Origin of the sequence: Microbacterium sp. (assembly GCF_029263575.1) — a bacterium.
Taxonomy (GTDB): Bacteria; Actinomycetota; Actinomycetes; order Actinomycetales; family Microbacteriaceae; genus Microbacterium.
In genome coordinates this window covers 1-16,290 of record NZ_JAJUFV010000065.1, presented here as the reverse complement: position 1 = coordinate 16,290, position 16,290 = coordinate 1, and the positions used below count along the sequence as shown (strand labels likewise).

The 16,290-nt window shown below is 67.0% G+C and carries 15 protein-coding genes; 9 read left to right on the top strand and 6 right to left on the bottom strand.

Annotated features, from left to right (window positions below; translation table 11 throughout):
* The first annotated feature begins 45 nt into the window (after positions 1-45).
* From mmsB to Q1J95_RS08435, 3 genes are all read left to right on the top strand, one after another.
* Positions 46-1,305, top strand: a complete 1,260-nt coding sequence (gene mmsB, locus Q1J95_RS08445) for a multiple monosaccharide ABC transporter permease (RefSeq protein WP_300267039.1) — start codon at positions 46-48, stop codon at positions 1,303-1,305.
* 30 nt (positions 1,306-1,335) lie between these two features.
* On the top strand, positions 1,336-2,457 hold the full coding sequence (locus Q1J95_RS08440) for a sugar-binding protein (protein WP_300267037.1): 1,122 nt from the start codon (positions 1,336-1,338) through the stop codon (positions 2,455-2,457).
* A 73-nt stretch (positions 2,458-2,530) separates the two neighbouring features.
* The gene (locus Q1J95_RS08435) at positions 2,531-4,357 is read left to right on the top strand and encodes an ABC-F family ATP-binding cassette domain-containing protein (RefSeq protein WP_300267036.1); all 1,827 of its coding nucleotides are present in this window, start codon (positions 2,531-2,533) and stop codon (positions 4,355-4,357) included.
* 5 nt (positions 4,358-4,362) lie between these two features.
* Here Q1J95_RS08435 and Q1J95_RS08430 read toward each other — a convergent pair whose 3' ends face one another.
* Positions 4,363-5,277 carry a L,D-transpeptidase gene (locus tag Q1J95_RS08430; protein WP_300267035.1) on the bottom strand — a complete coding sequence of 305 codons (915 nt, stop codon included), beginning with the start codon at positions 5,275-5,277 and terminating at the stop codon, positions 4,363-4,365.
* Positions 5,278-5,360: 83 nt separating this feature from the next.
* Here Q1J95_RS08430 and Q1J95_RS08425 point away from each other — a divergent pair, with 83 nt between their 5' ends.
* From Q1J95_RS08425 to Q1J95_RS08400, 6 genes are all read left to right on the top strand, one after another.
* Positions 5,361-5,927 carry a TetR/AcrR family transcriptional regulator gene (locus Q1J95_RS08425; protein WP_300267034.1) on the top strand — a complete coding sequence of 189 codons (567 nt, stop codon included), beginning with the start codon at positions 5,361-5,363 and terminating at the stop codon, positions 5,925-5,927.
* Positions 5,924-7,351 (top strand): amidase, encoded by a 1,428-nt coding sequence (locus tag Q1J95_RS08420; RefSeq protein ID WP_300267033.1) that lies wholly within the window; start codon positions 5,924-5,926, stop codon positions 7,349-7,351. Before Q1J95_RS08425 ends, Q1J95_RS08420 begins: the two co-directional genes overlap by 4 nt.
* A gap of 11 nt (positions 7,352-7,362) precedes the next feature.
* Positions 7,363-8,262, top strand: a complete 900-nt coding sequence (locus tag Q1J95_RS08415) for an alpha/beta hydrolase (protein WP_300267032.1) — start codon at positions 7,363-7,365, stop codon at positions 8,260-8,262.
* A 72-nt stretch (positions 8,263-8,334) separates the two neighbouring features.
* On the top strand, positions 8,335-9,237 hold the full coding sequence (locus Q1J95_RS08410; RefSeq protein ID WP_300267030.1) for a MetQ/NlpA family ABC transporter substrate-binding protein: 903 nt from the start codon (positions 8,335-8,337) through the stop codon (positions 9,235-9,237).
* Positions 9,238-9,252: 15 nt separating this feature from the next.
* On the top strand, positions 9,253-10,293 hold the full coding sequence (locus Q1J95_RS08405; protein WP_300267029.1) for a methionine ABC transporter ATP-binding protein: 1,041 nt from the start codon (positions 9,253-9,255) through the stop codon (positions 10,291-10,293).
* Positions 10,293-10,952 (top strand): methionine ABC transporter permease, encoded by a 660-nt coding sequence (locus Q1J95_RS08400; protein ID WP_300267028.1) that lies wholly within the window; start codon positions 10,293-10,295, stop codon positions 10,950-10,952. The genes Q1J95_RS08405 and Q1J95_RS08400 overlap by 1 nt, the downstream gene beginning before the upstream one ends.
* A gap of 13 nt (positions 10,953-10,965) precedes the next feature.
* Here the strand turns inward: Q1J95_RS08400 and Q1J95_RS08395 are convergent, their stop codons facing one another.
* The 5 genes from Q1J95_RS08395 to Q1J95_RS08375 form a co-directional block, all read right to left on the bottom strand.
* A complete protein-coding gene (locus tag Q1J95_RS08395) occupies positions 10,966-12,588 on the bottom strand; it encodes a helix-turn-helix domain-containing protein (RefSeq protein ID WP_300267027.1) in 1,623 nt (540 codons plus the stop codon).
* 16 nt (positions 12,589-12,604) lie between these two features.
* Entirely contained in the window at positions 12,605-13,711 is a 1,107-nt protein-coding gene (gene menC, locus Q1J95_RS08390; protein ID WP_300267038.1) for an o-succinylbenzoate synthase, read from the bottom strand.
* On the bottom strand, positions 13,711-14,514 hold the full coding sequence (locus Q1J95_RS08385) for a GNAT family N-acetyltransferase (protein ID WP_300267026.1): 804 nt from the start codon (positions 14,512-14,514) through the stop codon (positions 13,711-13,713). Before Q1J95_RS08385 ends, menC begins: the two co-directional genes overlap by 1 nt.
* Positions 14,502-15,611, bottom strand: a complete 1,110-nt coding sequence (locus Q1J95_RS08380) for a M20 family metallopeptidase (RefSeq protein WP_300267025.1) — start codon at positions 15,609-15,611, stop codon at positions 14,502-14,504. Before Q1J95_RS08380 ends, Q1J95_RS08385 begins: the two co-directional genes overlap by 13 nt.
* Positions 15,611-16,290: serine hydrolase (locus Q1J95_RS08375; protein ID WP_300267024.1), on the bottom strand; the 680-nt coding region annotated here is incomplete at its 5' end. The genes Q1J95_RS08375 and Q1J95_RS08380, both read right to left, overlap by 1 nt.

Here is a 16,290-nt window from a genome sequence, read left to right as displayed (position 1 = left end):
CCGGAAAGCCCCAAGCGCGGCTTCCACTTCAGTGACATCAAGAAGATGCTGGGAGGCAGCGGCAACTCGTCGCTACGCCAGTTCGGAATCCTCGGCAGCCTTCTGGCGATCGTGCTGTTCTTCCAGGTCGTCACGATGATGCGCAACCCCAACGGGGCCACGCTCTCACCGAACAACCTGATCAACGTGATCAACCAGTACTCGTTCATTCTGATCCTCGCGATCGGAATGGTGATGGTGATCATCATGGGCCACATCGACCTGTCGGTCGGCTCCGTGGCCGCGTTCGTCGGCATCATCGTGGCCAAGTCGATGACCGAGTGGAATCTGCCCTGGCCGCTGGCGATCGTGCTGGGTCTGGTCGTGGGTGCCCTGGTGGGCGCCTGGCAAGGGTTCTGGGTCGCCTATGTCGGGGTGCCAGCGTTCATCGTGACGCTCGCCGGCATGCTCTTCTTCCGCGGTGCGAACCAGTTTATCGGCCAGTCCACGACCGTGCCGGTTCCCAAGGAATTCGTCATCATCGGTGCCGGTTACATGCCGGAGATCCCGATTCCGGGCATGAACTTCAACGTGCCGACCATGATCCTCGCGCTCATCGCAGTGGCCTGGGTGGTCTTCTACGAGCTGCGCACGCGCCGCATTCAGCGGCGGATGGGCTCGGAGAGCGCCCCGGTCTGGGTTGTCGTGACCAAGATCGTGGTGCTCGGTGTCATCATCCTGGGCGCGGGCTGGCTGTTCGCAACGGGTCGACCGGGCACGAGCTTCCCGATCTCCGGTCTGATCCTGCTCGCGCTGGTGATCATCTACACCTTCATCACCCGAAACACGATCTTCGGACGGCACATCTACGCCGTGGGAGGCAACCGTCAGGCCGCACGCCTGTCGGGCGTGAAGGACCGCTGGGTCGACTTCTTCGTCATCATGAACATGTCTGTTCTCGCAGCCCTCGCCGGTATGATCTTCGTGGCACGCTCGCAGGCCTCCGGCCCGGGTGATGGCAACATGTGGGAGCTTGACGCGATCGCCGCGGTCTTCATCGGCGGCGCGGCCGTCTCGGGCGGAATCGGCACGGTGATCGGCTCGATCATCGGTGGTCTGGTGATGGCGTTCCTCAACAACGGCATGGCGTTGCTCGGTCTCTCGGCCGACGTCGTGTCGATGGTCAAGGGCCTGGTTCTTCTCCTCGCCGTCGGCATCGACGTCTGGAACAAGCAGCAGGGTCGCCCCTCGCTCATCGGATTCCTCATGCGTAGACGGGCGAAGTCGGATGCCCCGAACTTCTCCGAACCGATCAAAACCAAGTAATCGCACCACCAACACACAGAAAGAGATCTCATGAAGAGAATCGCACTCGCGGGGACAGCGCTTGTCGCCGCAACAGCACTTGCCCTCACCGGTTGCGCAGGCGCCGAGCGCGGCGGCGGAACGGACGAAGGCTCCGGCGAAGAGACGACAGGTTTCGAAGCCGGTTCGACGATCGGTGTCGCGCTTCCGGACAAGACCAGTGAGAACTGGGTGCTTGCCGGTCAGCTGTTCACCGACGGGCTGGAAGAGGCCGGCTTCGAAGCTGACGTGCAGTACGCACCCGCCAGCAACACGGTTGCCGAGCAGCAGAACCAGATCCAGGCCATGGTCACCGGTGGCGCGAAGGTCATCATCATCGGCGCGAAGGACGGCAAGCAGCTGGCGACGCAGGTGCAGGCGGCGAAGGATGCCGGCGCCTACGTCATCGCCTACGACCGTCTGATCGAGAACACCGAGGCTGTCGACTACTACGTCGCCTTCGACAACTTCAAGGTCGGTCAGCTGCAGGGCAACGCTCTGCTGGAGGGTCTGGAGGCCAACGCGGGCCACGAGGCTCCGTACAACATCGAGCTGTTCTCCGGCTCGCCGGACGACGCGAACTCCGCAGTCTTCTTCGGCGGCGCCATGGACGTGCTGCAGCCGAAGATCGATGACGGCACCCTCGTCGTGAAGTCGGGTCAGACCGATCTCGGCCAGACCGCTACCGAGGGCTGGCTCGCGGAGAACGCGCAGAACCGTATGGACACTCTCATCACCTCCACCTACGGTGGCGACACGATGCTCGACGGTGTGCTCTCACCGAACGACACCCTCGCCCGCGCCATCCTCACCTCGGTGCAGCAGGCCGGTAAGGACATCCCGGTCGTGACCGGCCAGGACTCCGAGGTCGAGTCGGTCAAGTCGATCATGGAGGGCGTGCAGTACTCCACGATCAACAAGGACACCGCGCTTCTCGTGGAGCAGACCATCAAGATGGTCGGCCAGCTCCAGAAGGGCGAAGAGGTCGAGGTCAACGACACCGAGCAGTACGACAACGGCGCGAAGGTCGTTCCCTCGTACCTGCTCGAGCCGATCATCGTCACGAAGGACAACGCCGCTGAGGCATACGCCAACGTGCCGAGCCTTCTCGAGATCGTCGAGTCGTACAACTAAGCACGCTCTGCTCGCCAAGGGCCGCCCGGGGACCTCCGGGCGGCCCTTGGCGTTCGCGTACGCTGGGAGGGACATGGCACATCTTCTCGGGGCCGAGGGCCTCCATCTGGAATACCCGACCAAGGTCGTTTTCGACTCGATCACTCTCGGCATCGAGGAGGGTGACCGGATCGGCATCGTCGGTCGCAACGGTGACGGAAAGAGCTCGCTTCTGGCGATGCTCGCCGGTCGGCGCGAGCCGGATGCCGGACGCGTGACAATGCGCGCCGGAACGAGGGTGGGCGTGCTCGACCAGGCGGACACTCTGGACGACGACCTGACGATCTCGGCAGCCGTCGTGGGCGATATGCCCGAACACGAGTGGGCGGGCGATGCGCGCGTGCGTGATGTGATCAAGGGGCTGCTGTCGGACCTGGACTGGGATGCCCCGATCGCAGGTCTCAGCGGTGGTCAACGTCGACGGGTGTCGCTGGCGGCGCTGCTGGTCACGGAGTGGGACATCATCGCCCTCGATGAGCCCACCAACCACCTCGACGTGGAGGCGATCACCTGGCTCGCCGGTCACCTCAAGAGGCGTTGGGCGGCCAACTCCGGGGCTTTCCTCGTCGTCACGCACGACCGCTGGCTCCTCGACGAGGTGTGCACGGAGACCTGGGAGGTGCACGACCGCATCGTCGAGCCTTTCGAAGGCGGCTACGCTGCGTACATCCTGCAGCGCGTCGAGCGCGATCGGATGGCGGCGGCCACCGAGGCCAAGCGTCAGAACCTCGCCCGCAAGGAGCTCGCCTGGCTCCGGCGTGGTGCGCCAGCGCGCACCAGCAAGCCGAAGTTCCGCATCGACGCGGCGAATGAGCTCATCGCCGATGTGCCGGAGATTCGCGACAAGGTCTCGCTGCAGTCGCTGGCCACCTCACGCCTGGGCAAAGACGTCGTGGATCTTCTCGATGCTGGGGTGAGCTATGACGGTCGGGAGATCTTGCGCGATGTCGAGTGGCGCATCGCACCGGGGGAGCGCACCGGCATTCTCGGTGTCAATGGCGCCGGCAAATCCACCCTGCTCGGTCTCGTCGCCGGAACGATCGAGCCCACCAGCGGCCGGGTCAAGCGCGGCACGACCGTGCAGGTTCGAACCCTGACGCAGCGCATCGACGAGTTGCAGCCGCACTGGAACGATCCCGTGCGCGTGGTCATCTCCGGTCTGCGCACCGAGTACACCTTCGGCAGCGGGTCCAAGGCACAGTCGCTGACGCCAGGGCAGCTGCTGGAGCGCCTCGGATTCTCCTCCGTCCAGCTGTCGACCCCGGTCAAAGATCTCTCGGGCGGGCAGCAGCGCCGACTGCAGCTGCTGCTCGTTCTGCTCGATCAGCCCAACGTGCTGATTCTCGACGAGCCCACCAACGACATGGACACCGACATGCTCGCCGCGATCGAAGATCTGCTTGATTCGTGGCCGGGGACGCTTCTGGTGGTCTCTCACGACCGCTACTTCCTCGAGCGCGTCACCGACCAGCAGTACGCCGTCATAGGCGGGCGCCTGCGGCACTTGCCCGGCGGAGTGGATGAGTATCTGCGGTTGCGTGCGAATGCGCAGAGCGCTCCGGGTGCCCCGGCCTCCTCAACCGGCTCGGCAACCGGTGCGGGCTCAGGGCCCGGTCGCGAATCCGGTACGCCACGCCTGGAGGGCGCGGCGTTGCGCGCTGCGCAGAAAGAACTGGCCGCGCTGGAACGCAAGATCCAGAAGCTCACCGCGCAGATCGATCAGGCCAAGCACGCTCTCGTCGACCATGACCAGTCTGACTACGAGGGACTGGGCCAGAAGATGAAAGAGATCTCGGCTCTCGAGGCCGCCGTGGATGACCTCGAGACGCGGTGGCTGGAACTGGGCGAGCAGGTCGCGTAGCTCGATCAGGGGCGGATGATCACGCCCGCGCCGAGTGGCACATCGGCGAGAGCTGCGATCGCGGTCTCATCGACGCGGATGCATCCGTTCGATATCGGCCCCGACCGGGTGTCGTGATAGTGGAACGCTGTGACAGCGGCATCCGATCCGCCGAAGGCGTCCAACGTCGGGGACTGCACCGAGAGGTACACCAACGGCCAGCCCCGCGTGTATCCGAACGATTCGACGACGCGCGTCATCATCACGAATGAGCGGCCGGTGGGAGTGGGGGTCGTGTCCGCTCCCCAGGCGAAATCGGTCGCGACGCGCTGCCGTTGCGCTCCGCGGACGATGTCGATCGTACGATCGGAGATATCGACCTCGACGATCGTGTCGACGGGTGTCAGCTCGACGTCAGAACTGCGCAGCCAGCCGGTGATCTGAGCGGGGTTCCCCGAGGACGGCTGGGCCTGACGACCAGCCAGCAGCACGCGCACCCAGTGGTCTTGCCGTTCGACCACGGCGACGGTGGTTCCGTCGAAGACGAACTCGTGCGGCAGAACGGCCACCGGATCGCCGGTGGGATCTGCCCAGATCGGCGCAGCGGCAGAAACGGCATGGGCGGTGAACCCGGCGAATGCGGCATCCGGCTCGTCGTCGACCGGCAGAGCAGGGATGACGGCGAGCACGTTCGCCTCCGGCAGGCCAGTCAGATCGTACGTGGTGGTGTTCTCGGGGTGTCCCGTCGGTGTCGGGCTCGGTGTCGGGGTCGGGGTGATGACCGGTACCGGCTCGGGCGTCGCGGCGGGTGCCGGTTCGGGGCGCGGCCAGACGAGATACACCGCGGCAGCGGCGATGGCCACGGCGAGGATCGCCCCGACGATGACCCACGCGAGGTGCCGGTGGTCGCCAGCGGGCGGCGACTCGTCAGCTGCTACCATGTCTCCATCTTGTCATTGCATTAGATGACCGCTCCCTCTACTGTAAATAGCTACACGGTGTAGTGAAACGAGAGTGGGCGGCCATGGGGCGAACGCGAGATGCCGATCTGGAACAGCGATTGCTGGCCGCGACCTGGGATGAGCTGATCGCGTCGGGATACAACGCGCTGTCCTTCACACAGGTGGCCGCTCGCGCGCGTGCGCACCGTACCGATATCTACCGGCGGTGGGACACGAAGGCGCAACTGGTCACTGCGGCGATGGCAGCGCACCTGCCGCCGATGACGGCCGTCGACACGGGGTCGCTCCACGGCGATATCCGCGCTCACCTCGAGGCGCTCTGGCAGACCTGGTCATCCGACTGGGTCGAGGCCATGGTCGGCGTGCTCGCTGATCTTGACGCGGAGGCTGAGCGGACCATCCTCGCCCTGGGGCTGGAGCGCGGCCGCCCCCTGCGCGAGGGCATCGTGCGCGCCGTACGCCGTGGCGAGCTCACCGAGATGCCCGATCTCGCCATGATCGGCGACCTGCTCGAAGGGCCCCTCATACATCGGCGGCTCATCGCCCGGCAGGTGATGACGCTCGACGACCTCGACGCGCTCGCCGACCTGGTGCACACGCTCGTGACCGCGCGGGCGGTGGCGTCATGACAGCCCTTCATGACCTCACGGCGGCCGAGCAGCGCCGCGCCCTGCGGGCGCGTGAGGTGAGCGCGCGCGAGTTGACCGCACACTACCTCGACCGCATCGATCGGCTCGCGGACCCGCTCGGGGCGTTCGTCACAGTTGTACCGGAGGCCGCCCTGGCAGAAGCCGATCGCGCGGATGCGCTGCTCGCGGCAGGCGAAGGTGGCGCACTCACCGGCCTCCCGCTGGGTATAAAAGATCTGCAGGCGACAGCGGGGATCACCCTGACGGCCGGGTCGGCAGCGCTCGTCGATATCGTTCCGCCGCGCGATTCCTGGACGGTTGGCCTGCTTCGCCAGGCTGGCGCGGTCATCGTCGGCAAGACCAGCACGGCTGAGCTGGGTTCGACCTGTTACACCGAGTCCGAGGTGACCGGGCACGCCGCCGTCACTCCCTACGACACGGAACGCTATTCCAGCGGTTCATCCAGCGGAGCGGCAACGGCTGTCGCCGCGGGGCTCTTACCGTTCGCGCACGGCAGCGACAGCGCCGGCTCCGTTCGCACCCCGGCGGCGACGTGCAACCTCGTCGGCGTCAAACCCAGCCGCGGGCTGGTGAGCATCGCGCCCGCATCGACCTTCATGGCGATGGGTACGGAGGGGCCGTTGGCCAGAACGGTCGAAGACGCGGCGATGCTGCTCGACGTGATGGCGCGGCCATGGCCGGGCGACCTCTACGGATGGACGCTGGACGAGAGTCTCACCGCGCACATCACGCGCGAACTCGATCGTCCCCTCACAATCGGGATGTGGACGCAGACGGGGTTGGCGGGAACCGAGGAGGATGCCGACGTCTCAGGCGCCGTTCGACGGACGGCGCAGGTGCTGCGCGATGCCGGGCACGACGTGCGCGAGATCAGCATTCCGGCGTGCCTGGATGACGGGGTCGCAGATGCGCTTCGCATCTGGATGACCTGCGCCGTGGCGACGTCGGCGAGCATGATGGTTCCGCCCGAACGCTACGGGGACTACACGGCGCTGACGCAGTTCCTCCTTGGGCAGGCGCAGAAGCTCTCGGCATCCGATGTCATGGTGGCGCAGGCGCGGCTCGCCGCGTATGCGAGCGCCTTCCTCACGGCGTTCGAACACATCGATGTCGCCGTCACGCCGGTGACGGCCGCGCCGCCGGTGACGCGCGGACACTTCCTCGCGGAGGGATCCGCCTCGGTTCTGGATCGGATGCTGGCATGGTCGTGCCCCACGCCCTGGGCGAACTTCACCGGCCAGCCGGCCATCGCTCTGCCCGCGGGGTTCACCGCGGATGGTCTGCCCCTGTCGGCGCAGCTGGTGGGCAGGCCGCGCACTGATGCACTCCTGCTGAGGTTGGCACGGCAGGTGGAAGCGGCCCAGGGCTGGCACAGCATCCATCCCGCGGTCTGGAACGAGTGAGAGGCGAGAACATGGAACACACAGCACACTCAGCGCCGCTCGATCCGGGTTCGGGTCTGATCGAACGCATCGTGCCGCTCGCGGATGGTCGTCGTATCCGCACTGTGATCGCCGGCGACGGGCCGGGCCCGCTCGTCGTCTTCGAAGCGGGCATGAGCGCTCCCGCAGCCGAGTGGCTCGCCGTGCAGCGCGCGGTCAGCGCCAGCGCGCGAACCCTCTCATATGACAGATCCGGGTACGGCGGAAGCGACGACGACCCGCACGAGCGCACGGTCGAGCGCATGGCGGAAGACCTTGCCGATGTGCTGACCGCGGTGGGGGAGACGGGCCCGGTCGTCCTCGTGGCGCACAGCTGGGGCGGCCCGATCATCCGGGCGTTCCTGCACGAGAATCCCGATCGTGCTGCCGGCATCGTCCTGGTGGACATCTCGTTGGCGGCGACGACAGCGACTCGGAAGCAGGTCGTGCTGGGCAGGGCTTCCTTCCGGTTGACGTCGCTGATGGTCCGGTTGGGGCGCGCGGCCACGGTCATGCGCATGCTCCTGCCTCGTGGTTTCGCGCCGGAGTTCAGCGCCGATGACGTGAACATCATGATGCGCGACTACGCCTCGTCGCGCGCGATGCGCACCGGCATCCGCGAGGTGGATCAGGTGCTGGGCGTGCGCGAGAAGCTCGAAGCCTGGGAGAGGGCCGGACTGCCCGACGTGCCCGTCATCGCGCTGCAGGGCGGGCGGGTCGAGAAGGGCGCGGCGGCCCGGCGCTTCCGCGAGGAGTTCAATCAGCGTGCGCGGGATTCGCTCGCGTCGCACCCCCGGGCGGAAGTGATGATCGTCGAGGGCGCCGGACACCTGATTCCGCAGGAGAAACCGGGTGCCGTCATCGCCGCCGTCGCCGCAGTGAATTCTGCGTGACGCTGTGTGACACCCGATTCTTCCCCGAGGGATGCGCCTGCGTAATGTAGCCGAGTCCCAACAGGAGGAAGCATGTCCCGTCGCCACACGTCCGTTATCGCCGCAATCGCTGCGATCCCGCTCTTCGTCGCCCTGACCGGTTGCGCCACCGCCGGCGCCGACACCGGTGGAAGCGACGGGGGCGACGAGACCGTCACGATCGGCGTCGTCGGCAAGGGCGACCCGCAGTGGTCCGCTTTCGTCGATGCCGCAGCCGAGGAGAGCATCGACGTCGAGATCATCGACTTCGGCTCGTACGAGCAGCCCAACCCCGCGCTGACCGAAGGCGAACTCGATCTGAACCAGTTCCAGCACATCGTCTACCTCGCGCAGTACAACGAGGCATCCGGTCAAGACCTGACTCCGATCGGATCCACCGCGATCTACCCGCTCGGGCTGTACTCGCAGAAATACGACGACGTCGATGACATTCCCGCAGGCGAGACGATCGCGGTGCCGGATGACGCGTCGAACCAGGCGCGTGCGCTTCTCGTGCTGCAGTCGGCAGGACTGATCGAGCTCACCAGTGGCGGCACGATCTTCTCCGACCTCTCCGACATCGACGAGTCCGCCTCGAAGGTGACGGTCACCGCTCTCGAAGCCGCGTTGATTCCGACGTCGCTGCCCGATGTCGCGGCGGCGATCATCAACAACGACTTCGTCGAAGACGCCGGTCTCAGCTTCGAAGACGCCATCGCTCAGGACGATCCGAGCGACCCCAACGCGCTGCCGTATGTGAACGTCTTCGCCGCCCGCGCCGACGATGCCGACAACGAGACCTACGCGAAGCTCGTCGAGATCTTCCAGACCGATGAGAAGGTGCAGGCAGGTCTGCTGGAGTCGTCGGGCAACACGGCCGTCGCCCTGCAGACGCCCGTCGACGATCTCGTCGAGTCGCTCGCGACCGTGCAGGAAGACGTCGCAGCCAACGGCTGACAGCAGGATCCCGTCATGCCCATCGTGACCCTCGAGAACGTCTCGAAGGCCTATCCGCCCGCACGCTCGGCCGATGCCCCTGTGATCGCCGTCGACGACGTGTCGCTGCGCATCGAGAAGGGTGATGTCTTCGGCATCATCGGCTACTCGGGCGCAGGCAAGTCCACGCTCGTCCGACTGATCAACGCCCTCGAGCCGGCGACGGGCGGCACCATCACGGTGGACGGCACCGATGTCACCGCGCTGAGCGAGCGCGAGCTGCGCCGGGTGCGCGGTGGCATCGGCATGATCTTCCAGCAGTTCAACCTGTTCTCAGCGAAGTCGGTGCGCGCGAACATCGCCTACCCGCTGGGGCTCGCCGGCTGGGCGAAGCGCGACATCGACGAACGCGTCGCCGAGCTGCTCGCGTTCGTCGGGCTCAGCGACAAGGCGGGCGCCTATCCCGAGCAGCTCTCGGGCGGCCAGAAACAGCGAGTGGGCATCGCACGGGCTCTCGCGACCCGGCCGGCGATCCTCCTCGCCGATGAAGCCACCAGCGCGCTGGACCCGCAGACGACGCACGAGGTGCTCGCTCTGCTCAAGCGTGTGAACGAAGAGCAGGGCGTCACGATCGTGATCATCACGCACGAGATGGATGTCATCCAGACGATCGCGACGAAGGTCGCCGTGATGGACTCGGGACGCGTGATCGAGCAGGGCGACGTCTTCGAGGTGTTCTCGCGCCCGCAGCATCCGGCGTCGCAGCGTTTCGTCGGCACCGTCATCAAAGGCGTCCCGTCACCGGCCGAGAGCGCCGTGCTCCGAGAGCGCCACGAGGGCCGCATCGTCACCTTCTCGTTCCACGACGGCGATTCGTCGCAAGCGCAGGTCTTCGTCGATCTGGCCGCCGCCGCGCTCGAGTTCGAGCTGATCTACGGCGGCATCAACGACATCCGCGGGCGGGCGTTCGGGCACCTCACGCTCGCGATCCGCGGGACGGATGCCGTCATCGACCAGACGCTGGCGACCATCCGCGAGCACGCCACGGTGACCGACATCTCAGAGCAGGCGCGCTGATGGACCGCCTGATCGAACTGCAGGGCGACTTCTGGAAGTCAGCTGTCGAGACGCTGTACATGACGTCGTTCGCGCTCGTGCTCGGCGGTGTTCTCGGTCTGATCCTGGGCGTGGCCACCTACGCCACGCGTTCGGGCGGCGTGCTGCCCAACCGGCCCGTCTACGGCGTCGTCAACCTCGTCATCAATTTCTTCCGCCCGATTCCCTTCGTCATCTTCCTGGCCGTGCTGCAACCGTTCACACGCGTGGTCATCGGCACAGGTATCGGCATCACAGCGGGTGCGTTCGCGATCGGCATCGCGGCATCCTTCGCGATCGGGCGCATCGTCGAGCAGCATCTCGTCTCGGTGTCGCTCGGTGTGATCGAGGCGGCGCGGTCGATGGGGGCGGGGCCCTGGCGCATTCTGCTGACGGTCGTGATCCCCGAGGCGCTCGGACCGCTGATCCTCGGTTACACCTTCATCGTCGTCGCCATCATCGATATGACGGCGATGGCGGGCATGATCGGCGGCGGAGGCCTCGGTGCGTTCGCGCAGATCTATGGATTCCGCCAGTTCGAGCCCGTGGTCATGTGGGCGGCGATCGTGCTGATCGTAGCGTTTGTGCACCTCGTGCAGCTGCTGGGCACGTGGATCTCCCGCCGGATCATGCGCCGCTGACGAGGCCGCGGGTTCAGAGCGGGCGGGTTCGCAGCTCGAGCATGACCGCGAAGCGCTCTTCGGAATCGTGGAGGTCGATGCCGCCGACCTCCATGACGCGCCGCAGCCGGTAGCGGAACGTGTTGGGGTGAACGAAACAGGCGGCGGCTGCCGCTGTGACGTCGCCGAAGCTGTCGAGCCACGCCGTGAGCGTCGCGATGAGGTGCGCGTCGTTCTGCGCATCGTAGTCATCGAGGCGCGTGAGCACTCCCGGCACCGTATCGCCGCGCGCCGCACGAAGATCACGCAGTTCCAGCAGTAGCGACGCCGTCTCGACCTCGGCGAGCGTGCCGACTCTGCGGTACCCGGGGCGCTCGCTCAGCACTCGCAGCACCCGGCGTGCTTGGGCGCGCGATCGGGAGATATCCGCCACGGATTCCGCTGGCTGTCCGATTCCGATCAGCGCAGGCAGACGCGTGTCGACTCGCTGGAGGAAGTCTTCAGCCAGGTGCGCAGCGCGCTCTTCGGCGGCGTGGTCGGCTGCCGGAAGGATCCCGTAGACGGTGTCGCCGACGAGAGCGACCGCCGCGCCGCGTTGCACGGCTGAGAGAGTCAACGCGAGCGCGTCAGCCAGTCGCTCGCGATCGGCGATCAGATCCTGATCCCTGCGCCCTTCGCCGTGCGGCTGGGTTATCAGCGCCGCGGCGGCGACGCACACCCGCTGGCCGCCCAGGCCCAGTCGGTCGAGGGCATCTCGGGCTTCGGCGCCGCCTTCGATGGCTCTGCTGACCAGCTCGGTGCGCAACCGTCGCTCGGCGTCCTCTCCCGCCCGTACGCGCAGCAGGTGAAGCGCGACGAGTTTGGCGGCGTCACGCAGCGTGGCGGTTCGCTCGTCGGTGAGAGGGCCTTCCATGGCGGCCCAGATCGAGCCGAGCACCTCATCGCCGGCGCGGGCCGCGATGGCGATGCGCTGCGCGGTCACCCCCTCGCCGATGTCCATCGGGTCGATGACCACAGGCAGATCGTCCTGATAGAGACGCCGGAAGACACCCAGCTCGGTCAGAACGCGTGAGTAGCGCTCGGGCACCTGTCGGCCGATGATCGTCTCGACGCGCGGTTGGTCGGCCTCTTCCTGTCTGCTGGAGAACGCCAGCACACGGGAGGAGCGATCCTCGATCGTGACGGGAGCGTCCAAGAGCGCCGAGATGGCATTCGCGACCGCGAACAGATCGCCCGAGGGCACACCCCCGAGCGACTCGGCAGAGGTCCGGCCGATGTCGTCTTCGGCGAGCACCGACCGAAGCAGCGATGCCAGCTGCGTCCAGGTCGCACCCCGCGTCAGGCTGAGAATCGCGACGCCGGCGCTGTCTGCCGCCTGCACGACGGCGTCCGGCAGGGTCGCGGGGGCACGGACGACGACGGCGACGGCGCCGTGCCGTCCTGCCTCGTCGATGAGCGCGGCCAGGGCATCGGCATCCGGCATTCCGATCGCCAGCACGATCGCGTGCGACGGATAGCCGGGTTCATCATCCGGATCGTGGATGACCACCCCGCCCACGTGCTGGTCGACATCGATCGAGCCGTGGACGACCTCGAGGAGGGTGACGCCGAGGTCGCCGTAGACGCGGCCCCAGCTCGATCGCGACGGCGAGCTCATATCCGCGAGCATAACCTCACATCGGCACCCACTCGGTCCACGTCGTCAGCTCGTCCAGAATCTCCGGGATCGGAGCGACGCCGAGGCCGGGGGCCTGTGGCACCGTGAGATGGCCGTCTTTCATCACGAACGGCTCGGTCAGATCGGTGCGGTAGAAGCGGTCGCTCGCCGAGACGTCGCCGGGGAGCGTGAAACCGGGCAGCGCAGCCAAAGCGATGTTGGCCGCACGGCCCAGACCGGACTCGACCATGCCGCCGCACCAGACGGGGACGCCGCTCGCCTTCGACACATCGTGGATGCGTCGCGCTTCGAGGTATCCGCCCACGCGGCCGGGTTTGATGTTGACGATGCTCGTCGCGCCGAGGCGAATCGCCGCCGCTGTCGTCTGCGCCGACGTGATCGACTCGTCGAGACAGATGGGCGTGCTCAGCTGCCGGGCGAGATCGGCGTGGCCGAGCACGTCGTCTTCCTCCAGCGGCTGCTCGATCAGCAGCAGGCCGAACTCATCGAGGCGAGCGAGGTGCTGCGCGTCGCTCAGGGTGTACGCCGTGTTGGCGTCGACCTGCAGCTGCACGTCGTCGCCGATGCGCTCGCGCACAGCACGGACAACATCCACGTCCCACCCCGGTTCGATCTTGAGCTTGATGCGCACATAGCCCTCGTCGAGGTACTCGTCGACGGCGTCCAGCAGCTGCGGAATCTCATCCATGATGCCCACCGACACCCCGCAGGGGACGCGCTCGTGCACAGCACCGAGCTCGCGCGCGAACGAACGCCCGGCCGCGCGCAGCTCAGCATCGAGCACAGCCATCTCTACCGCGGCCTTCGCCATCCGGTGACCTTTGAACTTCTCCAGACGCTCGCCGATCATGTGCGCCCCGGCGAGCTCGACACCGGCGAGTTCGGGCGTGATCATGCGGCGGATGACGTCGACGGCTCCGTCGGTGTACTCGGGGGAGTAGATCGGCGTCGGCAGGGTGACGCACTCGCCCCACCCCTCGGCGTCGGCGGTGACGGCTTTGACCAGCAGGATGTCTTTGGCCGTCTGGGTGCCGAACGACGTGCGAAACGGCGAGACCAACGGCATGGCGACGCGTCTGAGTTCCAAGCCTTCCAGCTTCATCATGAGTCCTTTCGGGGTCGGACGAGGTATCCCTCGGTGCGGTCGAAGCCGACGATCTGCGCTCCGCTGTCGAGGAGTGTCGTCAGCCGGGTGCGCACATCACGGCGCCAGCGCCGGGCGGCGGCGCGGTCTTCCTGCCGCACCTGCTCGATGTCGGCGGGAATCGCGACGTATTCGTCGCCGTCTTCACGTGCGGCCCGCACGGGTGTTCCGGCCGCGCAGGCGATGGCCGTGTCGCTCGTCAGCTGCCAGCTGATGAGCACCCGGTCGGTCTCGTCGTCGTTGTTGACGCCGTCGGCGATCTCGCCGTAGAAGTTCGCCAGGTACTCAGCGGGATGGGCGCCGAGCTTTACGATGTTGAAGTAGGCGTTGCGTGCGACGAGCGGATCGAAGGTCCACTCGATCAGGTCGATGCCGCGGGCCAGAGCCCAGGCGCGCTGATGCTGCTTCAGAGCGAACCCGGCGGCACGGCCGGTGTGTTCCGCCGACACCCCGGCGATATGACTGTGCAACGCGTGACGCTCAGGACCGGAGTGAAACGCGATGGCGACGCCGATCAGCGTCTCACCGGCGAAGGCGCCCCCGATGTAGTTGCCTGCCTTGCTCATGGCCCGTAAGAGCTCGGGGGGCACCGGCGGGTTCTCGGGTGAGCGCTTCCAGATCTCGGCGAGCAGGCTGATCGCCGCGGCCTGCTCATTGATGCCGGTGAGCTCGCGGATGCTGACGCCAGCTGCGACTGCGGCGCGCTGAGCGTCTGTGGCCGCCCGCTCGGCGACGGCATCGTGGTGTGTCAGCTGCGCCATGGCTCTTCCGTTCGTGAGATCTCGGTGATCAGTTCGCCCAGCAGGCGCGTTCTGGGGGCGATCTCGGTGACGAGCACGTGCTCGTTCTCGGCGTGCGCGCCGCCCCCGACAGCCCCCAGGCCGTCGAGCGTCGGGACACCGAGTCCGGCCGTGAAGTTGCCGTCGCTGGCACCGCCGACGGCGACCTGCTTCAGGGGAGGCAGCGTGAGCCGTTCGGCGAGCCGGGTCGCGAGCGCGAAGAGTGCGGCGGAGGACCGCGCCTCCAGCGGAGGACGGTTGATGCCCCCGGCGATCTCGATGCTCGCTCCGGGAGTCACCGTCCGGTAGGCACGAAGCGCGGCGTCGACCCGGTCGAGCTCGGTGGCGGTGCGCGCACGGACATCGATCGCCAGCTGCGCGTGGGCCGCAACGGTGTTCGTCGTCGTGCCGGATGCCGCCAGCGTCGGCGTCACGCTCGTCCCGGCCGTGCTGTCGCTGAGCGCGGCTGCGGCCATCGTGAGGTGCGCCAGTTCGACCGTCGCATTCACACCCTTCTCGGGCTCCAGCCCCGCGTGTGCGGCCCGTCCGGACACCGTCACCTGGTACAGCGAGACGCCCTTGCGCTCCACCTTGAGCGCGCCGTCGTCGGCGGATGCCTCCAAGACGAGCGCCGCGCGCGCCTCGGCCGCGGTGGCTTCGATGAGAGCGCGTGAGCGCGGCGAGCCGAGCTCCTCGTCGCCGGTCACGAGGATCGTGACGCCGTCGCGGTCGGAAAGGCCCGCCACAGCGTGCAGGGCCATCGCGAGACCGGTTTTCATATCGAAGCATCCGGGGCCGGTGAGCACGCCGTCGCGCACCGCGTACGGCAGCCGGTTGATCGTGCCGAGCGGCCACACGGTGTCGTGATGGGCCAGCACCAGCACACGCGTCGATGTTCCGAACCGCCACCGCAGGTGCGCGACGCCCTCGACGTCGATGCGCTCGGGCGCTGCGCCCAGCAGTTCGCTCCCGATCTCAGCGACCACGTCCGCCGAGCGTCGCACGGCATCCGCATCGGTCGAGGGAGACTCGCACTCGACGAGCCGGCGAATCGTGTCGAGGGCAGACGGCGTGCTCATCAGCTCGTCGCCACCTTCGGTGTCGCTCGTGCGCCGAAGTGGACATACTCTTCGCCGGTGGCAAGGGTGTAGAACGTCGCTGTCATCCACGACTGCGTTCCGGGCTCTCGCAGGGCGAACACGCCGTCACTGATCGGGGTGAGCGCATACTCGTCGACGGGGTTCGGCTCCATCTCGGCGAGCGGACCGAGAAGGGTGGTGCGCAGCATCGGCGATTCATCTCCGACGTAGACCTCCATGCGCACGGAGGCGCGCTCGTACGTGCCGAGATATGGCGTGACGTCGACGTCGACCGGCTCCGCCGGCGGCACGACGGGCGCCTGCATGTCGACGCCCGAAAGCTCGGCAAAGATCTCTCGGTACAGGTCTCCGTAGAGATCACGGGTGTGACCGCCGTTGGTGAGCAGCGTGACGGCAACCCCGGACTCTTCATGAATCCGCAGGAACGCGGCCTGACCGATCGTGTTTCCGTCGTGGCCGTACAACCGCGCACCGTTCCAGTCGAAGCGGATCCAGCCCAGGCCCCACGAGTCTCCCAGCACCTGCTTGTCGGGCACCTCGGCGTGGAACGCCTGCATATCGGCGACGGTCTCTTCGCTGAGTACCCGGCTGCCATCAGCGCCGACGCCGCCAGCGAGATGCAGTCGCGCGAACGACAGCACATCGGCGGCCCGTGCGG

Bases quoted from the DNA above. Each gene is read 5' to 3' on its own strand.
- mmsB (WP_300267039.1), top strand. From the start codon at position 46: ATGCTGGGAGGCAGCGGCAACTCGTCGCTACGCCAGTTCGGAATCCTC.
- Q1J95_RS08440 (WP_300267037.1), top strand. From the start codon at position 1,336: ATGAAGAGAATCGCACTCGCGGGGACAGCGCTTGTCGCCGCAACAGCA.
- Q1J95_RS08435 (WP_300267036.1), top strand. From the start codon at position 2,531: ATGGCACATCTTCTCGGGGCCGAGGGCCTCCATCTGGAATACCCGACC.
- Q1J95_RS08430 (WP_300267035.1), bottom strand. From the start codon at position 5,277: ATGGTAGCAGCTGACGAGTCGCCGCCCGCTGGCGACCACCGGCACCTC.
- Q1J95_RS08425 (WP_300267034.1), top strand. From the start codon at position 5,361: ATGGGGCGAACGCGAGATGCCGATCTGGAACAGCGATTGCTGGCCGCG.
- Q1J95_RS08420 (WP_300267033.1), top strand. From the start codon at position 5,924: ATGACAGCCCTTCATGACCTCACGGCGGCCGAGCAGCGCCGCGCCCTG.
- Q1J95_RS08415 (WP_300267032.1), top strand. From the start codon at position 7,363: ATGGAACACACAGCACACTCAGCGCCGCTCGATCCGGGTTCGGGTCTG.
- Q1J95_RS08410 (WP_300267030.1), top strand. From the start codon at position 8,335: ATGTCCCGTCGCCACACGTCCGTTATCGCCGCAATCGCTGCGATCCCG.
- Q1J95_RS08405 (WP_300267029.1), top strand. From the start codon at position 9,253: ATGCCCATCGTGACCCTCGAGAACGTCTCGAAGGCCTATCCGCCCGCA.
- Q1J95_RS08400 (WP_300267028.1), top strand. From the start codon at position 10,293: ATGGACCGCCTGATCGAACTGCAGGGCGACTTCTGGAAGTCAGCTGTC.
- Q1J95_RS08395 (WP_300267027.1), bottom strand. From the start codon at position 12,588: ATGAGCTCGCCGTCGCGATCGAGCTGGGGCCGCGTCTACGGCGACCTC.
- menC (WP_300267038.1), bottom strand. From the start codon at position 13,711: ATGAAGCTGGAAGGCTTGGAACTCAGACGCGTCGCCATGCCGTTGGTC.
- Q1J95_RS08385 (WP_300267026.1), bottom strand. From the start codon at position 14,514: ATGGCGCAGCTGACACACCACGATGCCGTCGCCGAGCGGGCGGCCACA.
- Q1J95_RS08380 (WP_300267025.1), bottom strand. From the start codon at position 15,611: ATGAGCACGCCGTCTGCCCTCGACACGATTCGCCGGCTCGTCGAGTGC.